Origin of the sequence: Flavobacterium sp. (assembly GCF_017744675.1) — a bacterium.
Taxonomy (GTDB): domain Bacteria; phylum Bacteroidota; class Bacteroidia; order Flavobacteriales; family Flavobacteriaceae; genus Flavobacterium.
Window position 1 is genome coordinate 67749 of record NZ_JAGIAV010000003.1, and the last position, 25594, is coordinate 93342.

The 25594-nt window shown below is 33.4% G+C and carries 20 protein-coding genes; 11 read left to right on the plus strand and 9 right to left on the minus strand.

Annotated elements, in window-relative coordinates:
• Positions 1-5 precede the first annotated feature (5 nt).
• From J7574_RS09110 to J7574_RS09120, 3 genes are all read right to left on the minus strand, one after another.
• On the minus strand, positions 6-1049 hold the full coding sequence (locus J7574_RS09110; protein WP_290967269.1) for a hypothetical protein: 1044 nt from the start codon (positions 1047-1049) through the stop codon (positions 6-8).
• Positions 1050-1182: 133 nt separating this feature from the next.
• Entirely contained in the window at positions 1183-1881 is a 699-nt protein-coding gene (locus J7574_RS09115; protein ID WP_290967270.1) for a LytTR family DNA-binding domain-containing protein, read from the minus strand.
• Positions 1878-2903 (minus strand): sensor histidine kinase, encoded by a 1026-nt coding sequence (locus J7574_RS09120; RefSeq protein ID WP_290967272.1) that lies wholly within the window; start codon positions 2901-2903, stop codon positions 1878-1880. The genes J7574_RS09115 and J7574_RS09120 overlap by 4 nt, the downstream gene beginning before the upstream one ends.
• A gap of 141 nt (positions 2904-3044) precedes the next feature.
• Between J7574_RS09120 and J7574_RS09125 the strand changes: the two genes are divergently transcribed.
• The gene (locus tag J7574_RS09125; RefSeq protein WP_290967274.1) at positions 3045-5432 is read left to right on the plus strand and encodes a TonB-dependent receptor; all 2388 of its coding nucleotides are present in this window, start codon (positions 3045-3047) and stop codon (positions 5430-5432) included.
• Positions 5433-5459: 27 nt separating this feature from the next.
• On the opposite strand, the gene J7574_RS09130 is transcribed toward J7574_RS09125, so the two are convergent.
• Complete coding sequence (locus J7574_RS09130; protein WP_290967276.1) at positions 5460-5843, minus strand: hypothetical protein; 384 nt, start codon at positions 5841-5843, stop codon at positions 5460-5462.
• Positions 5844-6006: 163 nt separating this feature from the next.
• On the opposite strand from J7574_RS09130, the gene J7574_RS09135 reads away from it, so the two are divergent.
• Together J7574_RS09135 and J7574_RS09140 are read left to right on the plus strand one after the other, a co-directional pair.
• The gene (locus tag J7574_RS09135; protein ID WP_290967278.1) at positions 6007-6594 is read left to right on the plus strand and encodes a TetR/AcrR family transcriptional regulator; all 588 of its coding nucleotides are present in this window, start codon (positions 6007-6009) and stop codon (positions 6592-6594) included.
• A 61-nt stretch (positions 6595-6655) separates the two neighbouring features.
• Entirely contained in the window at positions 6656-7465 is an 810-nt protein-coding gene (locus J7574_RS09140; RefSeq protein ID WP_290967280.1) for an SDR family NAD(P)-dependent oxidoreductase, read from the plus strand.
• 151 nt (positions 7466-7616) lie between these two features.
• On the opposite strand, the gene J7574_RS09145 is transcribed toward J7574_RS09140, so the two are convergent.
• The 4 genes from J7574_RS09145 to J7574_RS09160 form a co-directional block, all read right to left on the minus strand.
• The gene (locus tag J7574_RS09145) at positions 7617-7856 is read right to left on the minus strand and encodes a hypothetical protein (protein WP_290967282.1); all 240 of its coding nucleotides are present in this window, start codon (positions 7854-7856) and stop codon (positions 7617-7619) included.
• A gap of 41 nt (positions 7857-7897) precedes the next feature.
• On the minus strand, positions 7898-8998 hold the full coding sequence (locus J7574_RS09150) for a PepSY domain-containing protein (RefSeq protein ID WP_290967284.1): 1101 nt from the start codon (positions 8996-8998) through the stop codon (positions 7898-7900).
• Positions 8999-9055: 57 nt separating this feature from the next.
• Positions 9056-11437 carry a TonB-dependent receptor gene (locus J7574_RS09155; RefSeq protein WP_290967286.1) on the minus strand — a complete coding sequence of 794 codons (2382 nt, stop codon included), beginning with the start codon at positions 11435-11437 and terminating at the stop codon, positions 9056-9058.
• A 237-nt stretch (positions 11438-11674) separates the two neighbouring features.
• Positions 11675-14068 carry an arylsulfatase gene (locus J7574_RS09160; RefSeq protein WP_290967288.1) on the minus strand — a complete coding sequence of 798 codons (2394 nt, stop codon included), beginning with the start codon at positions 14066-14068 and terminating at the stop codon, positions 11675-11677.
• A 431-nt stretch (positions 14069-14499) separates the two neighbouring features.
• On the opposite strand from J7574_RS09160, the gene J7574_RS09165 reads away from it, so the two are divergent.
• The 5 genes from J7574_RS09165 (at position 14500) to J7574_RS09185 (ending at position 21739) form a co-directional block, all read left to right on the plus strand.
• Positions 14500-15399 (plus strand): carbohydrate kinase, encoded by a 900-nt coding sequence (locus J7574_RS09165; protein WP_290967289.1) that lies wholly within the window; start codon positions 14500-14502, stop codon positions 15397-15399.
• A 439-nt stretch (positions 15400-15838) separates the two neighbouring features.
• Entirely contained in the window at positions 15839-18016 is a 2178-nt protein-coding gene (locus J7574_RS09170) for an HAD-IIB family hydrolase (RefSeq protein WP_290967291.1), read from the plus strand.
• Between the two features lie 345 nt (positions 18017-18361).
• Positions 18362-19885: a glycosyl hydrolase family 32 gene (locus tag J7574_RS09175; protein WP_290967293.1), complete on the plus strand. Its 1524-nt coding sequence runs from the start codon at positions 18362-18364 to the stop codon at positions 19883-19885.
• A gap of 497 nt (positions 19886-20382) precedes the next feature.
• Entirely contained in the window at positions 20383-20973 is a 591-nt protein-coding gene (locus tag J7574_RS09180) for a cyclic nucleotide-binding domain-containing protein (RefSeq protein WP_290967295.1), read from the plus strand.
• Between the two features lie 73 nt (positions 20974-21046).
• Positions 21047-21739 carry a CPBP family intramembrane glutamic endopeptidase gene (locus J7574_RS09185; protein WP_290967296.1) on the plus strand — a complete coding sequence of 231 codons (693 nt, stop codon included), beginning with the start codon at positions 21047-21049 and terminating at the stop codon, positions 21737-21739.
• A 432-nt stretch (positions 21740-22171) separates the two neighbouring features.
• Here J7574_RS09185 and J7574_RS09190 read toward each other — a convergent pair whose 3' ends face one another.
• A complete protein-coding gene (locus J7574_RS09190; protein WP_290967298.1) occupies positions 22172-22528 on the minus strand; it encodes a hypothetical protein in 357 nt (118 codons plus the stop codon).
• 169 nt (positions 22529-22697) lie between these two features.
• On the opposite strand from J7574_RS09190, the gene J7574_RS09195 reads away from it, so the two are divergent.
• From J7574_RS09195 to J7574_RS09205, 3 genes are read left to right on the plus strand one after another with little or no spacing between them, the layout of a single operon-like run.
• On the plus strand, positions 22698-23825 hold the full coding sequence (locus tag J7574_RS09195) for an NAD(P)/FAD-dependent oxidoreductase (RefSeq protein WP_290967301.1): 1128 nt from the start codon (positions 22698-22700) through the stop codon (positions 23823-23825).
• Positions 23825-24538 carry a methyltransferase domain-containing protein gene (locus J7574_RS09200; protein ID WP_290967303.1) on the plus strand — a complete coding sequence of 238 codons (714 nt, stop codon included), beginning with the start codon at positions 23825-23827 and terminating at the stop codon, positions 24536-24538. Before J7574_RS09195 ends, J7574_RS09200 begins: the two co-directional genes overlap by 1 nt.
• Entirely contained in the window at positions 24535-25587 is a 1053-nt protein-coding gene (locus J7574_RS09205) for a type III polyketide synthase (protein ID WP_290967305.1), read from the plus strand. Before J7574_RS09200 ends, J7574_RS09205 begins: the two co-directional genes overlap by 4 nt.
• Positions 25588-25594: the final 7 nt, after the last annotated feature.

Here is a 25594-nt window from a genome sequence, read left to right on the forward strand (position 1 = left end):
AATAATCAATTACATTTCTCTATAAACAATTGTTTTCCTTCTGTCTGACCTAGTACAGACAGTTCCAACCAAACTTTACAAGCATTTTCCTTGTCACCAGATTCAAAATAGATAGCTGCCATATTATACAATGCATCAATATTTTCTGGATTAAACTTAAACGATTCAGAAAAATACGAAATAGCTTCTAAATAATTTTTTTTCTCATAAGATATTAATCCTAATTTATAGTAATCTGAAGATTTTCTAGCATCTTGTAGATTTATCCCATAAATTCTTTTAAATTCAGTTAAGTCTGAAGTAAAAAATATAACATCTATTCCCCAATATGTTCTTGTAATTTCACTTTTTAGAACAAATGGAATTTCAACCGATTCATAATCTTCAAAACCATTTAAATTCCATTTTTCAAAAGAACCATCAATAACTTTTTTTACTGTTCTTATTCTTGACGAATCTTTTTGTGTTGAAGACGTAATTGCTGTCTTTATTCTTTTCTTACCTGGATAAATTTTCAAATTTCCAATTAACTCAAAATTTGAGTAATTATTCTTAAACGCTTTATTCAAATCTAGTTCAATAGTTCCATTTGTTTTTGGTGAGAATAATTTTGAAGCAATTATATTCTTTTCATTTTTATTCTCTTCTCTAAATTTTGAAATTATAACTTCTTGTTTAACGAAATACGATCTCTTAAGCTTATCATCAGCCAATCCATCAATTTTCTCACACAACACTAAAGAATCGTTAGTAACTTTTTCAATTATATATCCTGAATATTGAGAGGTTTTTATAAAATTATTAATCAATGTAAAGTCAAAACAACTCTGATTTATATTGTGAACCGGATCTGAATTCATGCATAACCTATTTTGATTAATCCTATATTCTGTATAACCCGAATCTTCTGTAAATCGATCAGATAGATCGCTTCCATCTTTCATTTCTCCTTGATATTTTATCCAATATCCTTGTATCCTTGAAAGGCTAATTTGACTATAATTTTTACCAAAAAAAAGAAAGCTAATTACGAAAAATAGTTTTTTCATTTAAATTCATATATATAAAGTATTATCCAAAATTATTATAATTATCTCCCAAAACACTATGTTTTTCAGATCAAATTTTAAAAAATAAACATACTAAATAATTATTCAATTATACTGATTCGCTAAAATTTGATCAAACCAACCACTCACTAACCAATTTCCGATATGTTTCCCCAATTGGCAAAGTCGCACCACTCGTCATTACAATCTGATTTCCATCAATCACTTTTATTTTATTTTTTGGAATAATATACGAACGATGAATTCTAATAAACTGATTGGACGGCAGTTTTTCCAAAATATCTTTCATATTTTCTAAAGCCATGATTTTTTCGTCATTCGTATGAATGCGAATATAATCTCGTAAACCTTCAATATACAAAATGTCGTTAATCGCAATTTTATAATGCTTTCGGTCTGCTTTTACAAATAGAAAATCATCTCCAACTTTTTCATTGGTTTGAAAAGTTTCTTGCCAGCGAATGAATTTCTCGACACTCTGATAAAATCGGTTAAAGGTTATCGGTTTCAACAAATAATCAATTACATGAAACTGAAACGCTTCTAAAGCATATTGCGGATACGCTGAGGTAATGATGAAATTATATTTCTGATTGAACATCTGCATCAATTCAATTCCCGTTAATTGCGGCATTTGAATATCAATAAAAATCAAATCAACCGATTCGGAATTTAAAACTTCTATTGCTTTAAATACATCGCTGTCAGCATATAAGACATTTAATCTGGAAATTTTAGAAGCATAATCGGCAATTAATTTTACAGCAAACGGTTCGTCGTCTAGAATAATACAGTTTATTTTTTTATTCATTTTAAATCTATTTCAAGTTCGGCTGTAAAATGGTTTTCGTCGTTTGCTATTTTTAGCTGATGTTTTTTAGGATAATGAATCTCAAGACGTTTCTGCAAATTATCCAATCCAATGCCGCCCAATTTATCTTTTTTCTGCGTTCCAATTTTATTTCGCACTTTAAAATTCAATTGGCTTTCTGAAACTTTCAATTCGATATTTATCGGTTCGGCATTCGAAACTTCTCCATGTTTTAAAGCATTTTCAACCAAAGGTGATAAAATAAAAGGCGGAATTTCTTCAAATTCATTTTTGATTTCAACATTAAAATCAACAGAAAAATTCTCCTGATGTCTTAATTCTTCGAGTTCAATATACGCTTTTATATAATCAACTTCGTCAGTTAATTTAATCTTTTCTTTCTGCGATTCGTAAGTCGTAAAACGCATAATCTGACTCAATTTATCAATTGCCGTCAACGACTTATCCGACTGAAAATAAACCATTGAGTAAATATTATTTAAAGTATTAAATACAAAATGCGGATTAATCTGAGCTTTCAAAAATTTGATTTCTGTATTCTTGTTTTCTTCCAAAATGAGCTTGTTGTATTCTAAAAGGCGGATTGAATAAATCACAAACCAAAGAAACGAACTCAAGATAACACTCATACTGCTGTAATGAAGATTATCGAGCATATAATTAGCAAAATCAGTTGTAGTATAATTTACGCGATTAAATAAAACTTTAGTTATAACCTGCTCAATTATCCATCTTAAAAAAGTAAAAATCAAATAAGAAACAAAAGCCCCTGCCAAAAGTTTTTTCCATGTAAAAGCTTTAAAAACCTGTTTCATTACAATCAAATAATGAAAATAAAAAGTAAGTATAAAAACAATAAAATAAGTGCAAATGAATAAATCTGGAACAGAAAAAGACTTTGCTCCTATCGGATTTTTCACGAAAGTGAAATAAGAAATTAGAAGCCAATAAATAAGATGAATTACGCCTTCGAGCTTTTTGGTAATGGTGCCTTTGTACATTCGGTTTGATTTTAAAACAAAGATATACATTCAAGAAAAAGCATTTCAACGGGTTTGCAGATTAATCGAAGGGGTTTGTCGATAAAAGTGGTTTTTAGCTTTTAATTCTAACAGTTTTGTCCTGTAATTAATTTTTAAACCATGAACAGAATCATTTTAGTATCAGTCTTATTTCTATTTCAAATTAACGTATTTGCCCAACAATTTTCTGTAAAAGGAAAAATTATCAATCAAAATAAAATAGCACTGGAATTTGCCACAGCAACTTTATTAAAAGTAGATAAAACCTTGTATAAACAAACTTCAACAGATAGTTTGGGAAATTTTACATTAAATGCCGAAAAAGGAAACTACCAATTGATAATAGAACAGTTTGGAACTGAATTCAGCAATAAACCAATTTTTATCGATCAAAATATGGATTTAGGAAGCTTGGAAGTAAAAGAACAGATTCAGCTTGATGGCATTACGGTTAAATCAAGAAAAAAACTCGTAGAACAAAAAGTAGATCGTTTGGTTTTTAACGTAGAAAATTCTGTTGCGACGACTGGCGGATCGGCTTTGGATGCTTTAAAATCAACTCCAACCGTTAGAGTTCAGAACGAAACGATTTCTATTGTTGGAAAAGGAGAAGTTTTAGTAATGATTGATGATCGCTTGAATAAAATGAAGCAAGAAGATTTGGTTGCTTTTTTAAGATCGATTCCTGCTGACAATATTAAAAGCATTGAAGTGATTACAACGCCTCCAGCAAAATATGAAGCGGAAGGAAATAGCGGATTAATCAATATCAAATTGAAAACTGCTAAAGCGAATTCTTGGACTGCAAATCTTGGAACTACTTATGTTCAAAGAAGTTATGCAAGCGGAAACATAAACGGATTGTTTATTTACAATTACAACAAACTTTCGCTTCAAGCTTCAATCAATAAAGGAATAGATCAATTTCGTACGACTTCTGAGAATCGAATTTATTATCCAAATGAACTTTGGAAACAAAATATTACAACCAAATCAAAAACCAATTTATTGAGCATTGGTTTTGGTGCCGATTATAAACTGACCGAAAAATGGACTTCTGGTATAAAATATTTAGGGAGTTTTAATGATAGAAATGCAGCCAATAATCCGTTGACGACTCGTTACAATACTACGGGAGAAATCAATTCTTATATTTTGTCTGATGTGAATTCGGAAAACAAACCGCAAATGAATTCTGTAAACTGGAATAACGTTTTTAGTTTGAATAATGAAGGCAAAAATATTACCGTAGATTTGGATTACTTCAATTATCAAAAAGACGATTCTCGAGCATTTTCAGGAAATGAAATGGATGATAAAAAAGAAGATATTCCAGGAACTTATTTCGCAGCAATCAATTCTAACTTAAACCAGTTGAAAAATTACTCGGCAAAAATTGATTTTTCGTTTCCTTATTCTTGGGCGAATATTAGTTTTGGCGGAAAAGGATTTTATACCAATACCAAAAACAATCTAAACGTTTTTGATAACGAAACTGGAACTCCAATTCTTGACGCAAATTATTCAAATATATTCACTTACAAAGAATACAACGAAGCTTTATATTTTTCTGCGAATAAAAAACTGAACGAAAAATGGGAAACGCAAATCGGTTTAAGAACCGAAGCTACGCAAACTGAAGGTTATTCTGAAAACCTAAATCAAACCAATAAAAATAATTATATCAAATGGTTCCCAACAGCTTATGTGACTTATAATGCAAACGATAACAATTCGTATTCTTTAAACTACAGCAGAAGAATCCGTCGTCCAGATTTTGATTATTTGAATCCGTTTATCATTAGAAATAGTCCGTTTTATTATTCTGAAGGAAATCCGTTTCTGAAGCCCTCAATTATAAACAATTTTGAGTTTTCCTATATCAGAAATCAAAAATGGGTAAATACAGTTTATTTTTCTCAAGTTTCAGATTTCGGACAAGAATTAGCAATTATAGATCCAGAAGCGAATATCACGAAAAGTACACCAATTAATTACGCAGATACTTACCAAATTGGACTTTCAACGTATTACAATTTCAACAAATATGCTTGGTGGAACAGCTTTATGGGATTTAATTTAAACTATCAAAATGTAAAATCAAAAACCAATCTAATCACTTCTGTAGATGGTTACAACGGCTATCTTTACAGCAATAATGATTTTACAGTAAACGAGTCGAAAACTCTTTTTTTTGGTTTAAATTATGGTTTGCAATTGCCAGGACGCTATCAGGTTTTTAATATTTCGACTTTAAACATTTTGGATGCTTCTGTAAAGTTTCTGGCTTTAAAAAAGAACCTTTCAATCACTTTAACTGGAGAAGATTTATTGAATGCGCAAAAACCTTTAATTTCTTATTACTCAAACGGAATTAAAAATACCATGAGAAATTATAATGATTCGAGAGCTTTCAGAATTGCTTTGAGTTACAAATTCGGAAACCAAAGTGTAAAATCTAAAGAACGAAACTTTGGAAATGAAGACGAAAGGAATCGCGCGAATTAATTAGACAAAACTAAAACTACAGAATCCTTAAGAACTTAAGGATTCTGTAGCTTCTATGTCCATCATCCAAGTTATTTCATCATCTTCATGAAATATTGGACAAAGAATTATGTTTTTCTCACCTTTCTCATTGAGAATATACCAATCTGCAGCAGTATCAACTATTAAATCTAGAAACTTTTTTTCTTTTTCTTCTTGAGCAAGAATAAGATCATCATCATCAACTCCTTCACCTAATAAAATACTATCTTCTATAGAAAATTTTATAAAGTCAGCCAAATGTTCATTATCAGATGGTTTGGCCAAATAATCAAATTTAAATGAAATATCTCCAGAACTCCTCATATCCCAGTTGGTCTCGACAATCGATCCAATATTAACTTCTCTCCAGTACAATTCAAACTTTTTCATTTCTTCGCTTTTAATTATGAGAATTACTAAACAAATATAGAGAAATGACTTCCTTATTTATAACGCTATTCAAAAGATTTCTGTATTCTAAATTAAAAAAAACAATTAAAATTTGCATATATGACCAATCGGTCATATATTTGCATCGTAAATACAATCTATCATGACAAAAGGTGAAGAAACCAGACAATTTATTATAGAGAAAGCCGCTCCTATTTTTAACACAAAAGGAATTGCAGCTACTTCTATGAGCGATATTATGGAGGCAACCAAATTGTCTAAAGGAAGTATGTATGTTCATTTTGACAATAAAGATGTTTTGGCTTGTGCTGCTGTAGATCACAATATGAAAGTATTGAGCAGTAAACTTCAAATGGAGCTTTCTCAAGGAAAAAGCGCCGAAGAACAGCTTTATGCTTACATCGATTTTTTCAGTAATCCGATAAATCCACCGCTTACTGGTGGTTGTCCGTTATTGAATTTCGGAACAGAAGCTGATGACACGAATCCGATTGTAAAAGAAAAAGTAAACATCGCCATTAAGCGCGGACAACAACTTTTGACTTCGATTATAGAAAAAGGAATTGCTGACGGAGAATTTGATCCAAAATGGGATGCTGCAGCATTTTCGACTGTTCTTTTCGCTATGTTAGAAGGCGGACATTTGATGTCGAGAATGTCTGGAAATAATGACAACATGAAAACAATAGTGCAAACACTTAGAAAAAATATATCCGAAAAAAGGATATAATTTTTTTTACCACAAAAATGACCAATTGGTCATAAATTAATTAATTATAAAAACAATTACCATGTCAAAAACAATTTTAATTACAGGAGCTTCAAAAGGATTTGGAAGAGCTTGGACAGAAGCATTTTTAGCTAAAGGATACAACGTAGCTGCTACAGCTAGAAATCTTGAAACTTTAAACGATTTAAAAGAAAAATACGGAAACTCAATTTTACCTTTAAAATTAGATGTAAATAACCGTCAAGAATCTCTTGAAACAATTCAAAAAGTAAAACAGCATTTTGGAACAATCGACGTCTTAATCAATAATGCAGGTTATGCACTTACTGGTGCCGTAGAAGAAGCAAGCGAACAAGAAGCGAGAGAACAATTTGAAACGAATTTCTTCGGAACTTTATGGTTAACTCAAGCTGCTCTTCCAATCATGAGAGAACAAAAAAGCGGTCATATCATTCAAGTTTCTTCTATTTTAGGATTGGCTACTTTACCAACTGCAATGGGACTTTACAGTGCTTCTAAATTTGCCGTTGAAGGTTTGAGCGAAACTTTAGCATCAGAAGTAAAACAATTCGGAATCAAAGTTACTCTATTAGAACCAAACGGATACGAGTCTAACATTTGGCACACCGGAATTACCAGCGAAAGTCTACCTTATTATGACGAAATCAAGAAAGCTTTGGCTGAAAGAGAAAACATATTTGGAAAAGTAGAAGCAACAGCTCCAGCAGTTGTCAATTTGGTAGAAAATGAAAATCCACCATTGCGATTGCTATTAGGAAAAGTTGCGCTTCCATTTGTAAAACAAAGCTACGAGCAAAAATTAGAAAACTGGGAAAAATGGAATGATGTTTCTGTTGAAGCACATGGTTAATTAATTTTCGAGTTTAGAATAAGAAAGGCAATCTAATATGGTTGCCTTTCTTATTTTATTTGCTTTAATATCGAATCAAAACAACCAAATATATTTAGATTTTTATCCATCACAGTTTTGGACAAATCTTTATTTGATAAGAAAAGAATGTTTAAACTTTCCAAACTTTTTCAAACTCTTCTTTTGAAATAAAATCAGTTTCGCTTAATTCTAGATCTTCAATGCTCTGATCATAAAGCATAGATTCATTAAAAAAAGGATTATCTTGAGATAAGAGAATTTTGTTGCCGTCAGATATTTCAATTTGTCTAACTGCGACCGAATTACTAAAATGAATAAAAAATATTATATCATCTTCAGACCAATACTTTTTAATAAATATTTCTTCCATAATTTTTAAACCTTTAACTTATCTATTAGGACCTTATAATTTTATGTCTTAATCTTTTTAGTCTTAGCCTTCTTCTTCCCTTTCTTCCACCAAATAATAAATCCGGTAATTGGCAAAGAAGCTCCAATTAAACTGACCAAACTCCAGATTATTTTTCCTGTAAGTCCAAAGAAAATTCCTGTATGCAGATCGTGATTGCTTGCTTCATAAACATCTGCTGCGTTGTTGTCTTTGTATAATTTGGTTCTCAGCATCTGCCCTGTTTTTCCGTCAAAGAAAATCGTGTTCTGATTTCTTGCCCAATCATTTGGATAGGTCATTCTTAATCGCAATTCGCCCGTTTTTCTTATCGAAAATGAAACTGAGGTTGCTCCAGGATATTTTGTATTAGCGGTTTGGTAGATAGTATTGTAACGAACAGGAATTGTAGTCGAATCTATTTTGGCGTTAGAAACCACTTCATCTCCTTTTCTAACCTTACTTCCTGTAACTATGTTTACGCCTTTTTTTACAGCGTCATATTTAAAATACGTACCCGAAAAAGCAATTAAAAGCAAGAAAATAGAAGCGTAAAATCCTAAAACTTGATGCAAATCAAAATTGACTCTTTTAAAAGAACCGCTCCATTTTATCTTTAAAGACTGTTTAAGTTGCCGTCTATGTTTTGGAAACCATAAAATTAATCCCGTAATCAGCATAATGATGAAAATCACAACCGACCAGCCTTGAATAAATTCGCCGAACTCACCTAATAGTAAAGTACGATGTATTTCTAGTACAGTATTTAGCCAATCTGAACCTTGCTGGTTTACTAAAGTTCCATCGTAGGGATTGAAATAATACGTCTTTTTCTTTTTGGTCGAAATTTGAACAGTGGCGTTTGGTTCTGATTTCTCAATTTTTAAAGCCGTAATTTTCTGTTTTGGTTCCAGACGTTCATAATTTTCAATTATAGTTTTTAATCCTATAAATGGCTTTTCTTGAACTGGAACATGTAGATATTCTTTCTGTGAAAAATCACGAATTTCTTCTTCAAAAACATAAAGAAATCCAGTAATGCTCACTATAAAAACAATGAGGCCCGATGCTAAACCGAGCCACAAATGTATTTGTCTAATTGTATGTTTAAAACCTTTGGTCATAATTTGCAATAAAATCCAAATGTAGATAATATCATTGTAATTGACGAATTGAAATCCTTAGAATTTGAAGGTAATATTTCCTGTAACTCTTGTCGGGTTTTGAGCGGCTAAACGATAAGACCAATATTTTTCATTGGTAACATTATCCACTTTTAAACCTAATCTAAATTTTGGTCTGTCGTAAAATACAGAAGCATCCAAAACAGTATAAGAAGGAATTGTAAATTTAAAAGTTGCCGTATTCGTTTGATAGTATTCGCTTCCGTAAATTCCACCAAAACCAAATCCTAGGCCAGATGCAGCACCTTCTGTCAATCTATAACTTGCCCAAAGATTGGCAGTTGTGGGCGAACCAGCAGTTGTAGGTCTTAGACCATTAATGCTTGGGTTTGCTTTTGTATATTCACTATCATTGTAAGTATAACCTGCAACGATATTTAAACCTTTAATCGGATTTGCAATTAACTCAGCTTCAAAACCTTTGCTTAATTGAGTTCCGTCTTGAATTTGAAAGTTTACGTGATCTGGATCATCACGAGTAACATTGGTTACTTTAATATCATAATAGCTGAAAGTCGCGCTAATTTTATTAAAGTCAAATTTAACTCCGCCTTCTAACTGATTCGCTTGATTTGGTTTGAAAGTATTTCCATAAAAATCGGATCCTCCCACATTATTAAATCCGTTCATGTAATTTGCGAAAACAGAAACTTTATCCCTAACCACTTGATAAACCGCTCCCAATCTAGGAGAAAATGCCGTCTGATTGTAATTTCCTGCAATAGAATCACGGCTTGGATAGTATACGCCTTTATTGATATAACGATCGGCTCTAAGACCGGCCATTACCAATAATTTATCAGTAACATTCAATACATCAGAAACATAAGCGCTGTAGGTTCTTTCATTATTAGAAACCATATTAGTGTACGTTGCTGTTGCAAATAAAGGCTCTATTTTATTGATTGTAAAATTGTTGTAAGCATCTCCAGGCTTTCTGAAATTAAGCGCTGGCATGTTTACATTTGCATCGTTACGTACTGCGCGAAGGCTGTAAAAATCTAAACCCGCTACTACTCTATTGCGTAATTTTCCAATTTTAAAATCTCCGTTGAAGTTCTGCTGAATATCAGTTCCATAATAAGGATAATTTTGATTTGTTACTTGTTGTCGTAAAGTCTCATTGCTTAACATAGTCAAAGCCACAACATATCCCTCAGACGAAGATCTTGTGCGTGAAACGATAGTTTGTGAAGTCCATTCATCAGAAATTTTATATTTCAACTGTGCAAAAATATTATACTGCTGACCGGTATAATTTACTGTATTATTGGCAAAAGAAAGATTGTACGGAATTCCTAATTCTTTAACGCTGTGGGCAGTCGCATCTGCTTTTGTATAAGGCGCTAATCTCATTGGAGATGTTCCTTTAGAAACACTAAATTCAGCATCAATTAATAAAGTCAATCTATCGCTAACTTCATAAGAAAAACTTGGCGCAATGAAAAAGCTTTTGTTAAAACCTGCATCCTGAAAACTTCTTTCGCTATGCAAAGCCGTATTAATTCTAAAAAGAGCCGTTTTATCTTCGTTAAGAGGCGTGTTGATATCAGCTGTTAAACGATTCAAGTCCCAATCACCTGCCGAATAAGAAACTTCACCTTTAAAGAAATTAAAAGGCTTTTTGGTCACTCTATTAAACAATCCACCAAAAGAAGAAATTGTACTTCCAAACAACGTTGCCGATGGACCTTTTATCACCTCGATACGCTCTAAATTTGATGGATCAATGGTATTATAGGTAAAACTTCCAACACCGTTTCTTACTAATTGTGGCGTTGCAAATCCTCTAGAAATATTGGTTGTTCTTCCTTGGTTTCTTACTTCGGCAATACCTGCACCTGGAACATTTTTGAAAGCGCTGTTGTAATCTGTAATTACTTGCTCTTTCATCAACTCCTTGCTCACGATAGTGTACACCTGCGGATTCTCCATGTTTTTCAGTTTCATTTTAGAAACCTCTTCACTTTCTTTTCTTGCAAATCGGTTTCCTCCAGAACTTACAATTACCTCCTCTAATTTTTGCGAAGTATATGCCATTTCAAAATCAAGAGTAACTTCTGTGTTATTCTGATCAATGATAACTGAAGCTGGAGAAGATTCGTAACCATTTAATTTTATTTCAACCAAATAAGTTCCGAAAGGAATATTTTTTAATTGGTAAGCACCATCAGAATCAGTTGTTGTCGTTTTATTTAATTCTGAAATTTTTACTGTTGCACCTTGTAAAGAATTTCCGTCTTTAAGAACAGTCTTACCAGAAATTGTACCAACAGTTGATTGAGAAAAAGCCGTTTCTGAACAGGAGAAAACCATCAAAAAGGCAACAAACACTTGATATAAAACATTGTTTTTAAGTGTCGTAAAAGTTGTTTTCATATAAAATTTGTAATTTATTTTTATTTAGACTGATTACAAATATATAAATGAGAACGGACTTCTTAGAAAAAGATTAAAACTTTCTTAAAAAATAATTAATACACATAAATAGAATTAGCAAATTTTAGCAAAACGGAGAATAATTTAAAACATAAAAGGAAATTCTTCTTTCTTTAATTTATACAAAAAAGGGCGGAGTTTTCTAAACCCCGCCCTTTTCTATATTCACAAAAATATTTAAATTGATTGTTTGCTGTCTTCCTTAGCTTGCAAATCAATAGTAACTTTTTTGAGCTGACCTGTAAACTTGTTATCCCAAGCTTTGTAATCTTCTGTAACTGGAGTGGCATCATCGCGCCCAACATCGGCTGTTTCATCTGTACAGAAAATAACAGGATGCGTTTTGGCAACATTGCCTTGCCCTACTTGCTTATCATTGATAAATATAGTAGCGATTCCGCTTTTTCCTAAACCGCCTCCGCTATAATCAAATTTCAGTTTTATAACCGCATTTCCAGCAGGTATCGCTTCTTTGGAAGCAATGGTAAATCTTTCTTTACCAAGCCAATTATAATGAAATATTGGTTTACCGTTTTTAACATACAGAGACCATCCGCCAAACCTACCGCCTTGGCAAATAATCACACCATTAGCTGTATTTGATTTATCGACATTTGCTGTTATGGTAAACGAAGTATTCTTGACATTTATAAAAGCATTTTCCACCATTCCAGGCGCTCCATTGTAAAGTGTCAAAGAAGTTCTTCCTGCCATAAGATCTGGTCTTCCCGCAATTTTAGCATTTAACCTTTCAAAAGAGCGGTCATCGATTGGCAATACATGGTATTTTTTGGCTTCAGACATAAATAAATCTTGAAGTTCTTTCAGTTTCTCAGGATACTTTTTAGAAAGATCAGTCGACTCGCTAAAATCTTCATTTGTATTATATAACTGCCAAACATCATCTTTTAAAGCCACGGGTTTACCAAAATCCCAAGGCACTTTATGAAGCGCTGCGGCTACCCATCCGTCATGATAAATAGCTCTAGAACCTGTAAGTTCAAAATACTGCGTATCGTGTTTTTCTTTCGCTTTAGCATCATTAAAAGAATAAACCATACTAGTTCCTTCAATAGGATGCTGCTGAATACCATTGACAGTTTTAGGCTGAGGAAGGCCGCTTGCTTCCAGAACAGTCGGCGCAATATCTATTACGTGAGTAAACTGGGTTCTCAAACCACCTTTTTCCTTAATTCCTTTTGGCCAATGTACAATCATTCCGTTTCGGGTACCTCCAAAATTGGCTGCAATTTCTTTTGTCCACGCAAAAGGTGCATCACCAGCAACAGCCCAAGCTGCTGAATAATGCGGTACACTAAACGGACTTCCCTGCAAATCTAGATCTTTATAGTATTCTTGCACTGTGGTTGGCGAACCATTTAAAAACGCCAATTCACTACCACCGCCTAATCCACCTTCTGGGCTGTCTCCATTATCACCCAAAATATAATATACGATTGTATTATCGGCGATATTCATTTCTTCTAAAGCCTCATACACTTTTCCAATATAATAATCGGCATACTCGCCAAATGCTGCATAAATTTCCATTTGTCTGGCATACACTTTCTTTTCCACATCCGTAAGTTTGTCCCAATCTTTAATATCTGGATGTTTGGCTGCTAATTTGGTATTTTGAGGCACAAGACCCAACTTTTTCTGTCTTTCTAAAGTTTGTTCACGCATTTTATCCCATCCCATATCAAACTTGCCTTTGTACTTAGCAATCCATTCTTTAGGAACATGATGCGGCGTATGTGTTGCACCAGGAGCAAAATAAATAAAAAAGGGTTTGTCAGGAGTTAACGCTTTCTGCGCCTTTATATAATCAATAGCATGATTAGCCAAATCAGGCATTAAATGGTAATTAGGATCTTTCGGAGGATCAATACGAGTGGTTCCATCATAAAGTCCAGGATACCACTGATTGGTTTCTGCTCCCATAAAACCATAAAATTTCTCGAAACCAGCACCTGTAGGCCAACGATCAAACGGACCCGATTCGCTAATTTCCCAAGCGGCAGTTTCGTGACATTTTCCGAACTGAGCTGTATTATATCCATTTAGCTTTAATATTTCCGCCAAAGGTGTTATGTTCTGCGGGCGTAAACCTGAATTTCCAGGATAAGCAGTAGCGGTTTCTGCTATTGTTCCCATATTATTAGAATGATGATTGCGTCCAGTTAAGAGAGCAATTCGGCTAGGAGAACATAAACCTGTAGTATGGAAACGGTTGTATCGTAAACCAGTCGCTGCCAGTTTTTCTGCTGTAGGCATATTTACCGGTCCACCAAAGGCACTTGGCATACCAAATCCCATATCATCAATTAGAATAACCAAAACGTTTGGAGCTCCTTTTGGCGCGTCGGCTTTAAAAGGTTTTGGAGGTTTGGCGTCTCGAACATCGAGTTCGTCATACGTAGGAGCATCTGGTTCTTTGATGGGTAGAGAAGTTCTATCCAAACCATCGTTTGATGCTAAATTACCAGATTCATTAGTGGCGTCACTTTCCTTTTTACAACCTGTAGCAAGTAAAAGTAGCAAGCTGAAACTTACGAGTAGTTTTTTCATATAAATGGGAATTATTTAGATACTGTTAAATTACAATGAAAATAAAATTATGCGTAAATAGAGCTCATGATAAATGGTTGCAAATTATAAAATGAAACCATTTTGTTTTTATGACAAATAAAAATCCATCAAATCCAATTAAATCTGAACTTACAACAAACACGAAATAATTTTTAAATATAGGAATTAAAATAATAAAAAACTTACATATATTAATTTTAAAATAAGTAAATACATCTTTTATATTAAAACGATATTATTTTCATACTTTATTTTCTTTACTTCTATAAAATAGTTCTAGTAATTTTGATGCGTTTTCAAATAGCTTAATTTAAGATGAGGTTGCAAAGACGGTTTATGTTTTCTATTTTTATAGAAACTGATGAACTCCAATCATTAGACTTAATGTTATAAAAATAAGAGCAAATTAAATGAGCCACGACAAAAAACTAAAAGCTGTAGCTTTCGGAGAAGTACTTTGGGATATTTTTGACAATCAGAAAAAAATTGGCGGAGCGCCTTTAAATGTAGCCCTTCGAATGAAAGCCTTAGGCATTGATTCTAATATGATTAGCTGCGTAGGAAATGATGCTGATGGAGAAGCCATTATAAATGAAGTCAATAAATTGGGTCTTGAAACCAATACCATTCTAAAATCTGATGATTTTCCAACAGGATTAGTAAATGTGACATTAGACGAAAGCAAATCGGCAACTTACGAAATTCTTTATCCTGCGGCTTGGGATAAAATTATTTTAAATGAAGAAGCACGAGAACTTGTTGTTAATTCAGATGTCTTAATCTACGGAAGCTTGGTTTGCAGAGATGTGGTTTCAAGAGAAGCCTTAAACGAACTGCTCAACACACATACTTATAAAGTTTTTGATGTCAATCTTCGAAAACCGCATTATGATTACGAAATTCTACAGCACTTAATGCAATCAGCCAATTTTATAAAATTTAACGATGAAGAGCTAATAGAAATCAGTGCAGCTCTAGATTCTCCTTATAACACTTTAGAAGAAAACATGAACTTCATCTGCTCTCTCACCAATGCCACTGCAATTTGTGTGACCAGAGGAAAAGATGGCGCTTTACTTTTATGGGACAAACATCTTTATGAAAACGAAGGCTACACCGTAAAAGTTGAAGATACTGTTGGTGCTGGAGATTCTTTCTTGGGCGCTTTGGTCACTTCGCTTTTAAATGGAAAAGAACCGCAAGCCGCTTTAAATTTTGCCTGCGCAACCGGAGCTTTGGTCGCAGGATCAGCAGGCGGAAATCCTCAAATTTCAATTTTTGATATTGAAAATCTAATCAATAGAAATTGAAGGGCATGATCGAAACATTTTGTCGGTAAGATAGCGTTTAGAAACCCGACAGGTTTTAAAAACCTGTCGGGTTTAATATTCCGCTAGGAATATCTCGTCGGTAAAAAAATATTCGTTTACAGATATACGTTCCGTAGGAACGTTTGATCAATAAAGGAAATCTGTACGCAAAATCAAGTGTCCCTACAGGACACAGCATAACTCAATCCGATTTTTTACCGACGAAACATTCCTAGCGGAATGAATCCTTTGAGACTACAAAAAAATCTCGTTGTAAATCAGAAACCTGACAGGTTTTAAAGCAACAATCAAGCTTTTTTACAATTAAAACATTCTACATCCCTAACAAACATGGGAACTATGTAAATTTAAAGTGTAATTATTTCTTCTTAATCGATACAGGCAATGTAAATTGCATTTTCAATATTATTAATGAAGAATGATGAAAAAATTACGAATTGCACTTATCAATATACACGGACTTTTAAAAGGTTCTGGTCTCGAAATTGGACGAGATGCCGACAATGGAGGTCAGACCAAATACATATACGAATTAGCAGAATTTTTATCACAACACGAAGATGTAGAACACGTTCATCTTTTTACCAGATTAATTGATGATCCTGCACTTTCAGCAGAATACGCAGTTCCTATCGAAATCATCAATGATAAACTGGACATAAGGCGAATTCCGTTTCTGGGGAAAAAGTATAAAGCAAAAGAACAGCTGTGGGAAGGATTAGATACTTTTGTAAATGGTACGATGCAGCACATCAAACAGCACAATATTTTTCCCGATTGGATTCACTCCCATTATGCGGATGCGGGATATGCAGCAGCCGAATTATCAGCCGTTTTAAATATTCCTTTTGCCCACACAGGACATTCTTTAGGATTTTACAAAAAGAAGAAACTAATCGAAAGTGGGGAAATCGAAGAAGAACTCGAAAAAAAGTTCAAATTTAAAGCCAGAATTGCCGCCGAAGAAAAAACCTTAGAACTCGCGGAATTTATTGTTACTTCTACCGAGCAGGAAATTGAAACTTACAAAGTGTACAAAAATTTCGAACTAGGAAAATACCACGCCATTTCACCTGGAATCGACACCAGAAAATTTGTTCCTTATTACTATCAAGAAAACGATTCGGATAAACATATGGAAGAAGCGCAACGAAAATATTGGGTTGCCGAAACCATTTCAAAATTCTTAACCAATCCACACAAGCCTATTATTCTGGCACTTTCACGGCCTGACCGCCACAAAAACTTGAATACTTTAATTGAAGTTTACGGAAAAGACAAAGAGCTGCAAAGCATGGCCAATCTGGTCATTTTTGCGGGTATCAGAAAAGACATTGCTAAAATGCCTGAATCTGAAAAGAACGTTTTAACCGATTTGCTTCTTTTAATGGACAAATATGATTTGTACGGAAAAATGGCAATTCCGAAGAAACATGATGTTGAAAATGAGGTTTCCATTATTTATCGTTATGCCGCAGAAAAAAGAGGTGTTTTTGTGAATTTAGCGCTGCATGAAAACTTCGGCTTAACCGTTATCGAATCAGCTAGTTCAGGACTTCCTGTGGTTGTGACTAAAAACGGCGGACCTTCAGAAATTATTCCAATTTGCCAAAACGGAGAATTGGTAAATCCGCAAGAAGAAAGCCAGATTAAAAAAGCGCTCCGAAATATTCTAACCGACGAAAATCAATGGAAATATTACTCTAATAACGGAGCCATCAATATTCAGAAATATTACAGTTGGGTTAGCCATGTCAATCATTATGTGGATTTAATTCAAGAAAATCTATCCGTTTCTGCAACTGGAATCAAAAAACAGCATTATCCCAATATTAATGTTAGCCGTTTAAAACGAAAAATTGATCATTTATTGGTTTCCGACATCGATGGAACTTTGATTGAACCAAAATTGGCGAATCCCGGTTTAAAAGAATTAAAAACGCATTTAACCAATCGTACCGATAAAATGGCTTTTGCAATGGCTTCTGGACGAAACTTGGATTTAGTTAAAAAAGTAATTGATGAAGAAGAGTTTCCCCTACCCGACTTTATTATTTGTTCAGTCGGAACTGAAATTTATTATACCAACGGAAAGGATTACATTTTAGATAAAGGTTGGGCAAAATTTCTTTCTGGAAGATGGAAAAGAGAGGATATTGTCAATAGATTAAAAGCCGTAAAATGGATAAGACTTCAGGAAGAAGAAGCTCAAAACCCGTATAAAATTTCTTATTACTATGACAAAGAACAATACAATCACGACGAATTAATTGCCGTTTTAGGAACAGGCTGGTACAAAGTCAATATTATTCCGAGTCATGGCCAGTTTTTAGATTTTATTCCGAAAAGAGCCTCTAAAGGAAATGCCATCAAGTTTTTATGCAGAAAATGGTCTATTCCACTAGGAAACGTAATTGCCGCTGGAGATTCTGGAAATGATGTTGATATGTTTCGAGGTCCTGTAAAAGGAATTATTGTGGGAAACCGAAGCGCAGAACTTTTGGCTTATGAAACGACAAAAAGTATTTACGTTGCGAAAACTTCTGCTTCAGAAGGAATTTTGGAAGGATTGAAATATTATAAAATCATAAAATAAAAGAAAGTAAAAGCCACGAATTGCACGAATTCTCACAAATTTCTAATACAGGCAAAAAATTAATACAGAAATATCACTACAACTTTGTCAAAGTTTCAAACTTTGACAAAGTTCCTCAAATTAGAATTCGAGAAAATTGGTGCAATTCGTGGCAAAAAAAATAAACACATAGAAGCATAGGCTTATTTGTGAGGGAAAGACATTTCATTCAAAATAAAAAACATAGCTGAACAACAACTTTGGCAAAGTTTAAAACTTTGCCAAAGTTCATCAAATTAGAATTTGGGAAAATTGGTGTAATTCGCGGCAAAAAAAATATACTAACAGTTTAAAATAAATAATAAAATGTATTCAGGTTCAGGATTTAGCAATTGGGAAATTGGAGATGTTGATGTATTTATTGATGAAAAAGGAATTCATCATTTATTTCATTTAATTATTCCAAATCACGATTATATAGCGCACGCAGTTTCAAAAGATGGCCTTTCGTGGAAACGAGTAAAAAATGCTCTTTTTGTAGGCGATCCAGGAGAATGGGACGATGATATGTTATGGACCATGCATGTCAGCAAAAAATCGGATGGTGAGGGTTATGAAATGTATTATACTGGCTTAAAACGCCAAGATAAAGGAATTGAACAAAAAGTAGGAAGAGCGGTTTCGACGGATTTGCTTACTTGGAAAAAAGAAAATTTGTACGGACTTCCTTTTAAAAGCGAAGCACCGCATTATGAAGGCAAAAACAATAATCCACGCCAATGGATTAGTTTTAGAGATCCTTTTAAATACCAATACAAAGGCGAAGATTATCTGTTAATCTGTGCCCGAAGCGCCTCTGGACCAACATACCGCAGAGGCTGTATTGGTGTTGCAAAAAGAGAAAAAGAAGGTTATGTTTTGCAAAAGCCATTGCATATCCCGTATGTGTATGATGATGTCGAGTGTCCGTGCGTAATTGAAATTAAAGGAACACATTATCTTTTAGGATCAATTAGAGAAGATATTAAAGTCCGTTATTGGTCGGCACCCGAATTTAGAGGCGAATACTGTGCTTTTCACAACAATGTTTTAATGCCTCAAGGAAACTATGCGGCAAGAGTGGTCAAAGAAGGCAAACACTTTCTAGTTTACAATTTTTATTTCGCAGACGGAAATGTCAATACGCATCGCGTGATTCCGCCACCAAAAGAATTAGATGTCGATAAAAGCGGAAGACTATTGCTGAAAAGTTATTATTACTGGGAAAAACTGTATCAAAAAACGATACACCAGAAAGATTTGCCTCACCCCTTGCCGATTCTAGGAAATCCAACAGCTGACTTTGTTTTAGAAAATGAAAACAAATGGCGTTTTGGCTGTAGAAGCGGTTACGAAATTTACTGCTTCGAAAAACCCTCAATGGATTTTGTTTGGGAAGGAACACTTGCAGTTGAAGGAATGGGAAAAACAGGATTTGTAATCGAATGCGATAAAGAAGGAACAGGGTATTATATTTCTATTGATTTCATGAATGGCTTCGTACAGTTCAGAGCTTGGGGTTTTAACGAAAAAGACGTGAAAAATAATTTCATCTTTGAAAACATTCAAACCAATCAATTTGAGATTAGTGAAGAAAAACAGATTTACTTTAAAATCATCCGCTACGGAAATTATTACGAACTCTCTATCAATGACATTGTAAAACTGACTTTATTAGATTTTAAATACAGCGAAGGAAAAGTCGGTATTTACGTTTGTTCGGCTGTAATCTCGATAAGCGATTCTAAAATTCATGTCATTCCAGAACCAGAAAATGAATACGCAGCTTCAGATCCTGAAAAATATTTGAATGATTACAGTAGGATTGTTCAGATTGACGCAAAAAACTAAATTAGTCTTTTAATATGTTATTTAAAATTATTTAAACACATAGAAACATAGTTTTACTAACTCTTAAAAGGCGTTTCACTTATAATATTTCACATAGCATACTATGCGTTAAACTTTGTCAAAGTTTCGAACTTTGACAAAGTTATGCCAACAATTAGCGCAAAACTTTTAAATCAAAATATGATCAGCTCAATCTGCGAAATTATTTTTCCCGCAGATTGAGCAGATTGAGCAGAAAAAATCTTTAAAATCTGCTTAATCTGCGAGAGTAAATTTTTCTCAAAAGCATTTTTAAATAAACTTTGTCAAAGTTTCGAACTTTGACAAAGTTAGCTTGACGCAAAGCTATGTGTTAGAAACTAGTTTCTTTCTATACCTTTTTTAGATCAAAAAAATCTATATTTCTATGTGTTTAAAAAATTGGAATAGCAAATAGAGTTGTTTTTACTTTGAAAGATAAAACTTATATTGGCGTTCCGAACCTATAATTTTATAAAATGCCACAAAGTCCGTCACCAGAAGATGTAAAACGAGTTTTTCAAAATTATTTTACTGCCGATATAAATATCTGGAAAGGATTTTCGGAGAAAATAAAAGTCCGTAAATTTGACAAATCTGAAATCATAAAAGATTATCACGGAGTCGAAAAATATCTCAATATCATCATAAAAGGATCGGCAGGATTATTTGTTTGGGATGGCAAAAGAGATATTTGCATCAATCTTCTTTACGAAAATAGTTTTATCAGCGATTACATGTCTTTTCTAAACCAACAGCCGTCCGTTATTAAAACAGAAGCTTTGGAGGATTTGACTCTTTGGTCTATTTCACATCAGGATTTAAACGAATTGTATCAAAGGTCAGAAACAGGTTTACGAATTGGAAAAGCCATTTCTGAAATGCTGTATGTACGCAAACAGCAAGAACAGATTAATCTTTTGACGCTTTCTCCGCAAGAACGTTATTTAAAACTGATAGAAGCACGTCCCGAAATTTTTCAAAGAACGCCTCTTAAAATCATAGCTTCCTATTTGGGATTAACGGCTGAAAGTTTAAGCCGTATTCGAAAAAGAGTCATGGAAAAATGATTTCTTACCCAAAGTCAATTTTATTCTCATTTTGGCTCGCTAAGTTTGCTTCACTAAACCAAACAAATTTAAAATGATGAAAAATAAAATCAACTTTGGCGCTATAATAGTTTATTACATAATTGCTGTAATCTGTAGATATGCAGCTACTAAAACTAATTTATTATCTTCAGTAGAAAATCCATATTTAGTGATTTTGCTTCGTGGAGTTGGTCCTGCTTTGGGCGCTTTGGCTACAATCAAAATATTTTCACTAAACAATCCAATGTCATTAAAAGGAATTTATAAAAATGCACTTGTTCCATTTGCTGTTTATTGGATTCTTCCAGCTGTTTTAATTGCAAGTGTTTATTATTTTACAATTGGTAAATTTCCAGTTTTATTGATGTTTACGGTTTTAGCTTACGGACTTTTAGAAGAAATTGGATGGCGAGGCTTTTTGCAAGAACAATTAAAATCGCTTCCTAAATTTACTTCAATCTTGATTATTGCAGTTCTTTGGTTTGCATGGCATTTAAACTTCGAAATGACAACAAGTAACATCATTTTCTTCGGAATCATTTTCTTTGGAACTTGGGGAATTGGAAAAGTATATACTTCAACTGGATCGCTTTTAGCGGTTGCTGGAGTGCATTCTCTAAACAATTTCTTTCGTAATGGACTTCACGACACAGAACTTACTTTAATCCTAATTTTATTAGTAATATGGGTTGGTTTTATTATTCTTTACAACAGAAAATATAAAACTGTAGCAAACCCAGTTTAATTTTTTTTAAAACACATAGAAACATAGTTTCTAGATTGTGTGTAAAGGCGTTTCACTTATAATATTTCACATAGCACACTATGCGTTAAACTTTGTCAAAGTTTCGAACTTTGACAAAGTTATGCCAACAATTAGCGCGAAATTTTTTTGTCAAAATATAATAGATCCAATCTGCGAGATTATTTTTTTCCCGCAGATTAGGCCGATTGAGCAGAAAAAATCTTTAAAATCTGCTTAATCTGCGAGAGTAAATTTTTTCAAAGAGTATTTTTAATCTGTGAAAATTCTTTAATCAGTCGCAGAAAATAAACTTTGACAAAGTTAGCTTGACACAAAACTATGTGTTAGAAACTAGTTTCTTTCTATACCCTTTTTTAGAGCGAAAAAATCTATGTTTCTATGTGTTTAAAATTATTTTATACAAAAACTATTTTAATTTAATCGTTCTGTAGTTTCCATCCTCAAACAATGTTCGCTTCCCAAATACAATGGATTTCCATGTTTCTCCGACCAAAATCCATCTAAGACATCTTTTGTGATGCATCTGTAAACCACTACGCCTTTGTAGGTTTTATGGTCGTCACCTTTGTAACTGAAATTAATTACCAAGATATTATCTTTAAAGAAACCCGTTCCTTTCTGTTTATGCGAATTGATAAGCCAATCTGCTTTTATTCGGTTATTGTGATCTAAGGTTAAAGTCAAAACGCCTTTGTAACTTATCTCATTGCTTTCGTCCTGATTGCTTCCTGAAATGGAATAAGTCCCTACTAAATCTTCTATCGTCATTTATTGAATGTTCTATTTTACGGCAAAAGTAAAAATTATCTATTAAATGAATTTCTTTCTCTTTTCCAGTAAAAACTCTTTTAACGTTTTAAAATAAAAGTTGAAATTTTGTTAATTTCTTATCGAATTAAGTAAACTTGGTTTGAGATTTTATAACTAAATTGGTAGTATGAGAACAAATCCTGACGTACTTATTATTGGAGGAGGTCTTGCTGGCTTGGCAAGCGCTTTGCACTTATCCAAAAAAGGATTGAAGGTTATTCTTATCGAAAAAAATACCTATCCGAAACATAAAGTCTGCGGCGAATACATCTCCAATGAAATCCTGCCCTATTTATTCTGGCTGGATATCGATGTTAGAAAACTTCAGCCAACAAGCATTTCAAATTTTGAATTCACAGCACAAAACGGTCAAACGGCAAAAACAAAACTTCCGCTCGGCGGTTTCGGAATCAGCCGTTATGAATTGGATAATTTTCTGTTCGAAAAAGCAGTCGAAAATGGCTGTACAATTATAACAGAAACCGTTACCAACACTTCTTTTCAAAATGACATTTTTACCGTAACAACTTCAGAAGAAATGCTTTCTGCAAAAATAGTTTTGGGCGCTTACGGCAAAAGATCGAATATTGATCAAGTTTTGTCAAGAGCTTTTATTTCTAAAAAATCACCTTGGCTTGCTGTAAAAGGGCATTACAAAGGAAATTTTGATGAAAGTCTTGTCGCTTTGTATAATTTTCAAGGCGGTTATTGCGGTGTTTCAAAAGTAGAAAACGATGTGATAAACATTTGCTATCTCGCCGATTTTGAAACTTTTAAAAAATACAAAAACATCGAGGAGTATCAAAAAGCGGTGCTTTATAAAAACAAAAAACTAAAAGCCATTTTTGAAAACAGCACTTCCCTATTTGAAAAACCTTTAACGATCAGTCAAATTTCATTCGATAAAAAAGAACCGGTAGAAAATCATATTTTAATGATTGGAGATACTGCAGGACTAATTCATCCCATTTGTGGCAACGGAATGGCAATGGCGATTCATAGTGCCAAAATTGCTTCTGAATTAGTTCTGGATTTTTATTATGGAAAGATTGAAACCAGAAGCGAATTTGAAAAGAAATATACGAAGGAATGGAAAAAGCATTTTAGCAAACGATTATTCTTTGGGAGAATCTTAGCCAAAGCCTTAACGCATAAAAATTTGACTCATGTCATGACAACCGTTGCAGCATCGATTCCTGCAATACTTTCGGTTGTCATAAAACAAACGCATGGCCGACCAATAACAATTGAATAATGAGTGTAAATACCAAATATAGAACTGAAGAAATTGAAATAATGGATGATTTTTCGCTTCAAAGCGAAGAATTGATTGGCGCGTTGGATCAGATTGCTTCTATAAACCAATTGCTTGGAGGAAACAAACTGACGCTGCATGGTATAAAAGAACTTTTAAAAAAAATCGATATTTCTAAAACTATTACTATTGCTGATATTGGCTGCGGAAATGGCGATATGTTGCGAATGCTTTCTAAATATGGCAAAAAGCAAAAACTGAATTTTAAACTGATCGGTATTGACGCCAATGCTTTTACAATTGAATATGCCAAGAAACTCTCAAAAGATTATCCGAATATAGAATATCTCACGATGGATATTTTTAGCGAAGATTTCAAAGAGTTGCAATATGATATTGTTTTGTGCACACTTACGCTGCATCATTTTACAACCCATCAGATTGATGAATTAATGAATGTTCTAAACAAAAATGCTTCAATTGGAATTGTCGTAAACGATCTTCATCGAAGCAAAATTGCTTATCGATTATTTGAATTGGTAAGCGTTGTTTTCAATCTCAATAAAATGTCGCGCAACGATGGTTTGATTTCTATTTTAAAAGGATTCAAAAAGAACGAATTAGAGCATTTCTCCAAAAAACTAAATCTAAAAAACTATTCCATAAACTGGAAATGGGCTTTTCGCTACCAGTGGATAATAATTAAAATATGAGTGTAAAGATAGTTACAGCTGTCAAGCAGCTTCCGCAATATTCTAGAACAACAGAAGAAATACTTCCGTTTTTAGATCTATGGCTTAAAGGTCAGGAAGAACGTTTTGTCAAAAAAGTAAAAAAAATATTTGAAGGCGCTTCTGTAGACAAACGTTATTCTATTATGGAACCGACGGAGGTTTTTACTGCCACTTCATTCGAAGAAAAAAATGATATTTATAGTCGAGAAATGATTGTTCTTGGCCATCAGGTTCTCGAAAAAGCATTAGAAAAAACAGGTTGGGATCCGCAGAGTTTGGATTATATTATCACCGTAAGCTGCACGGGAATTATGATTCCTTCGCTTGATGCTTATTTGATTAACAAAATGAAATTAAGACAAGATATTGTACGTCTTCCTGTAACTGAAATGGGCTGTGCTGCTGGAATATCTGGAATTATTTATGCGAAAAATTTCCTGAAATCAAATCCAGGAAAACGTGCGGCTGTAATTGCGGTAGAATCGCCAACTGCGACTTTTCAATTAGATGATTTCTCAATGCCAAATATTGTCAGTGCCGCTATTTTTGGCGATGGAGCTGCATGCTGTCTATTATCATCAAAAGAAGAAGATGCTGGTCCTGAAATTCTAGACGAACAGATGTATCATTTTTATGATGCCGAGCACATGATGGGGTTTAAATTAACCAATGGCGGACTGCAAATGGTTCTGGATATTGAAGTTCCAGATACGATTGCTTCTCATTTTGGAGCTATTATCCATCCTTTTTTAAAACAGAATAATCTGGAAATTAAAGATATCGATCATATGATTTTTCACCCTGGAGGGAAAAAAATCGTAACCACGGTTGAAGCACTTTTCGCTGGATTGGAGAAAAATATTGACGATACTAAAGAAATTCTAAAACAATATGGAAACATGTCAAGTGCAACAGTTTTGTATGTTTTAGAAAATATTATGAATCGAAATCCGAAAAAAGGAGAAAAAGGTTTGATGCTAAGTTTTGGTCCAGGATTTTCGGCACAAAGAGTTTTATTGCAATGGTAATCTAAGA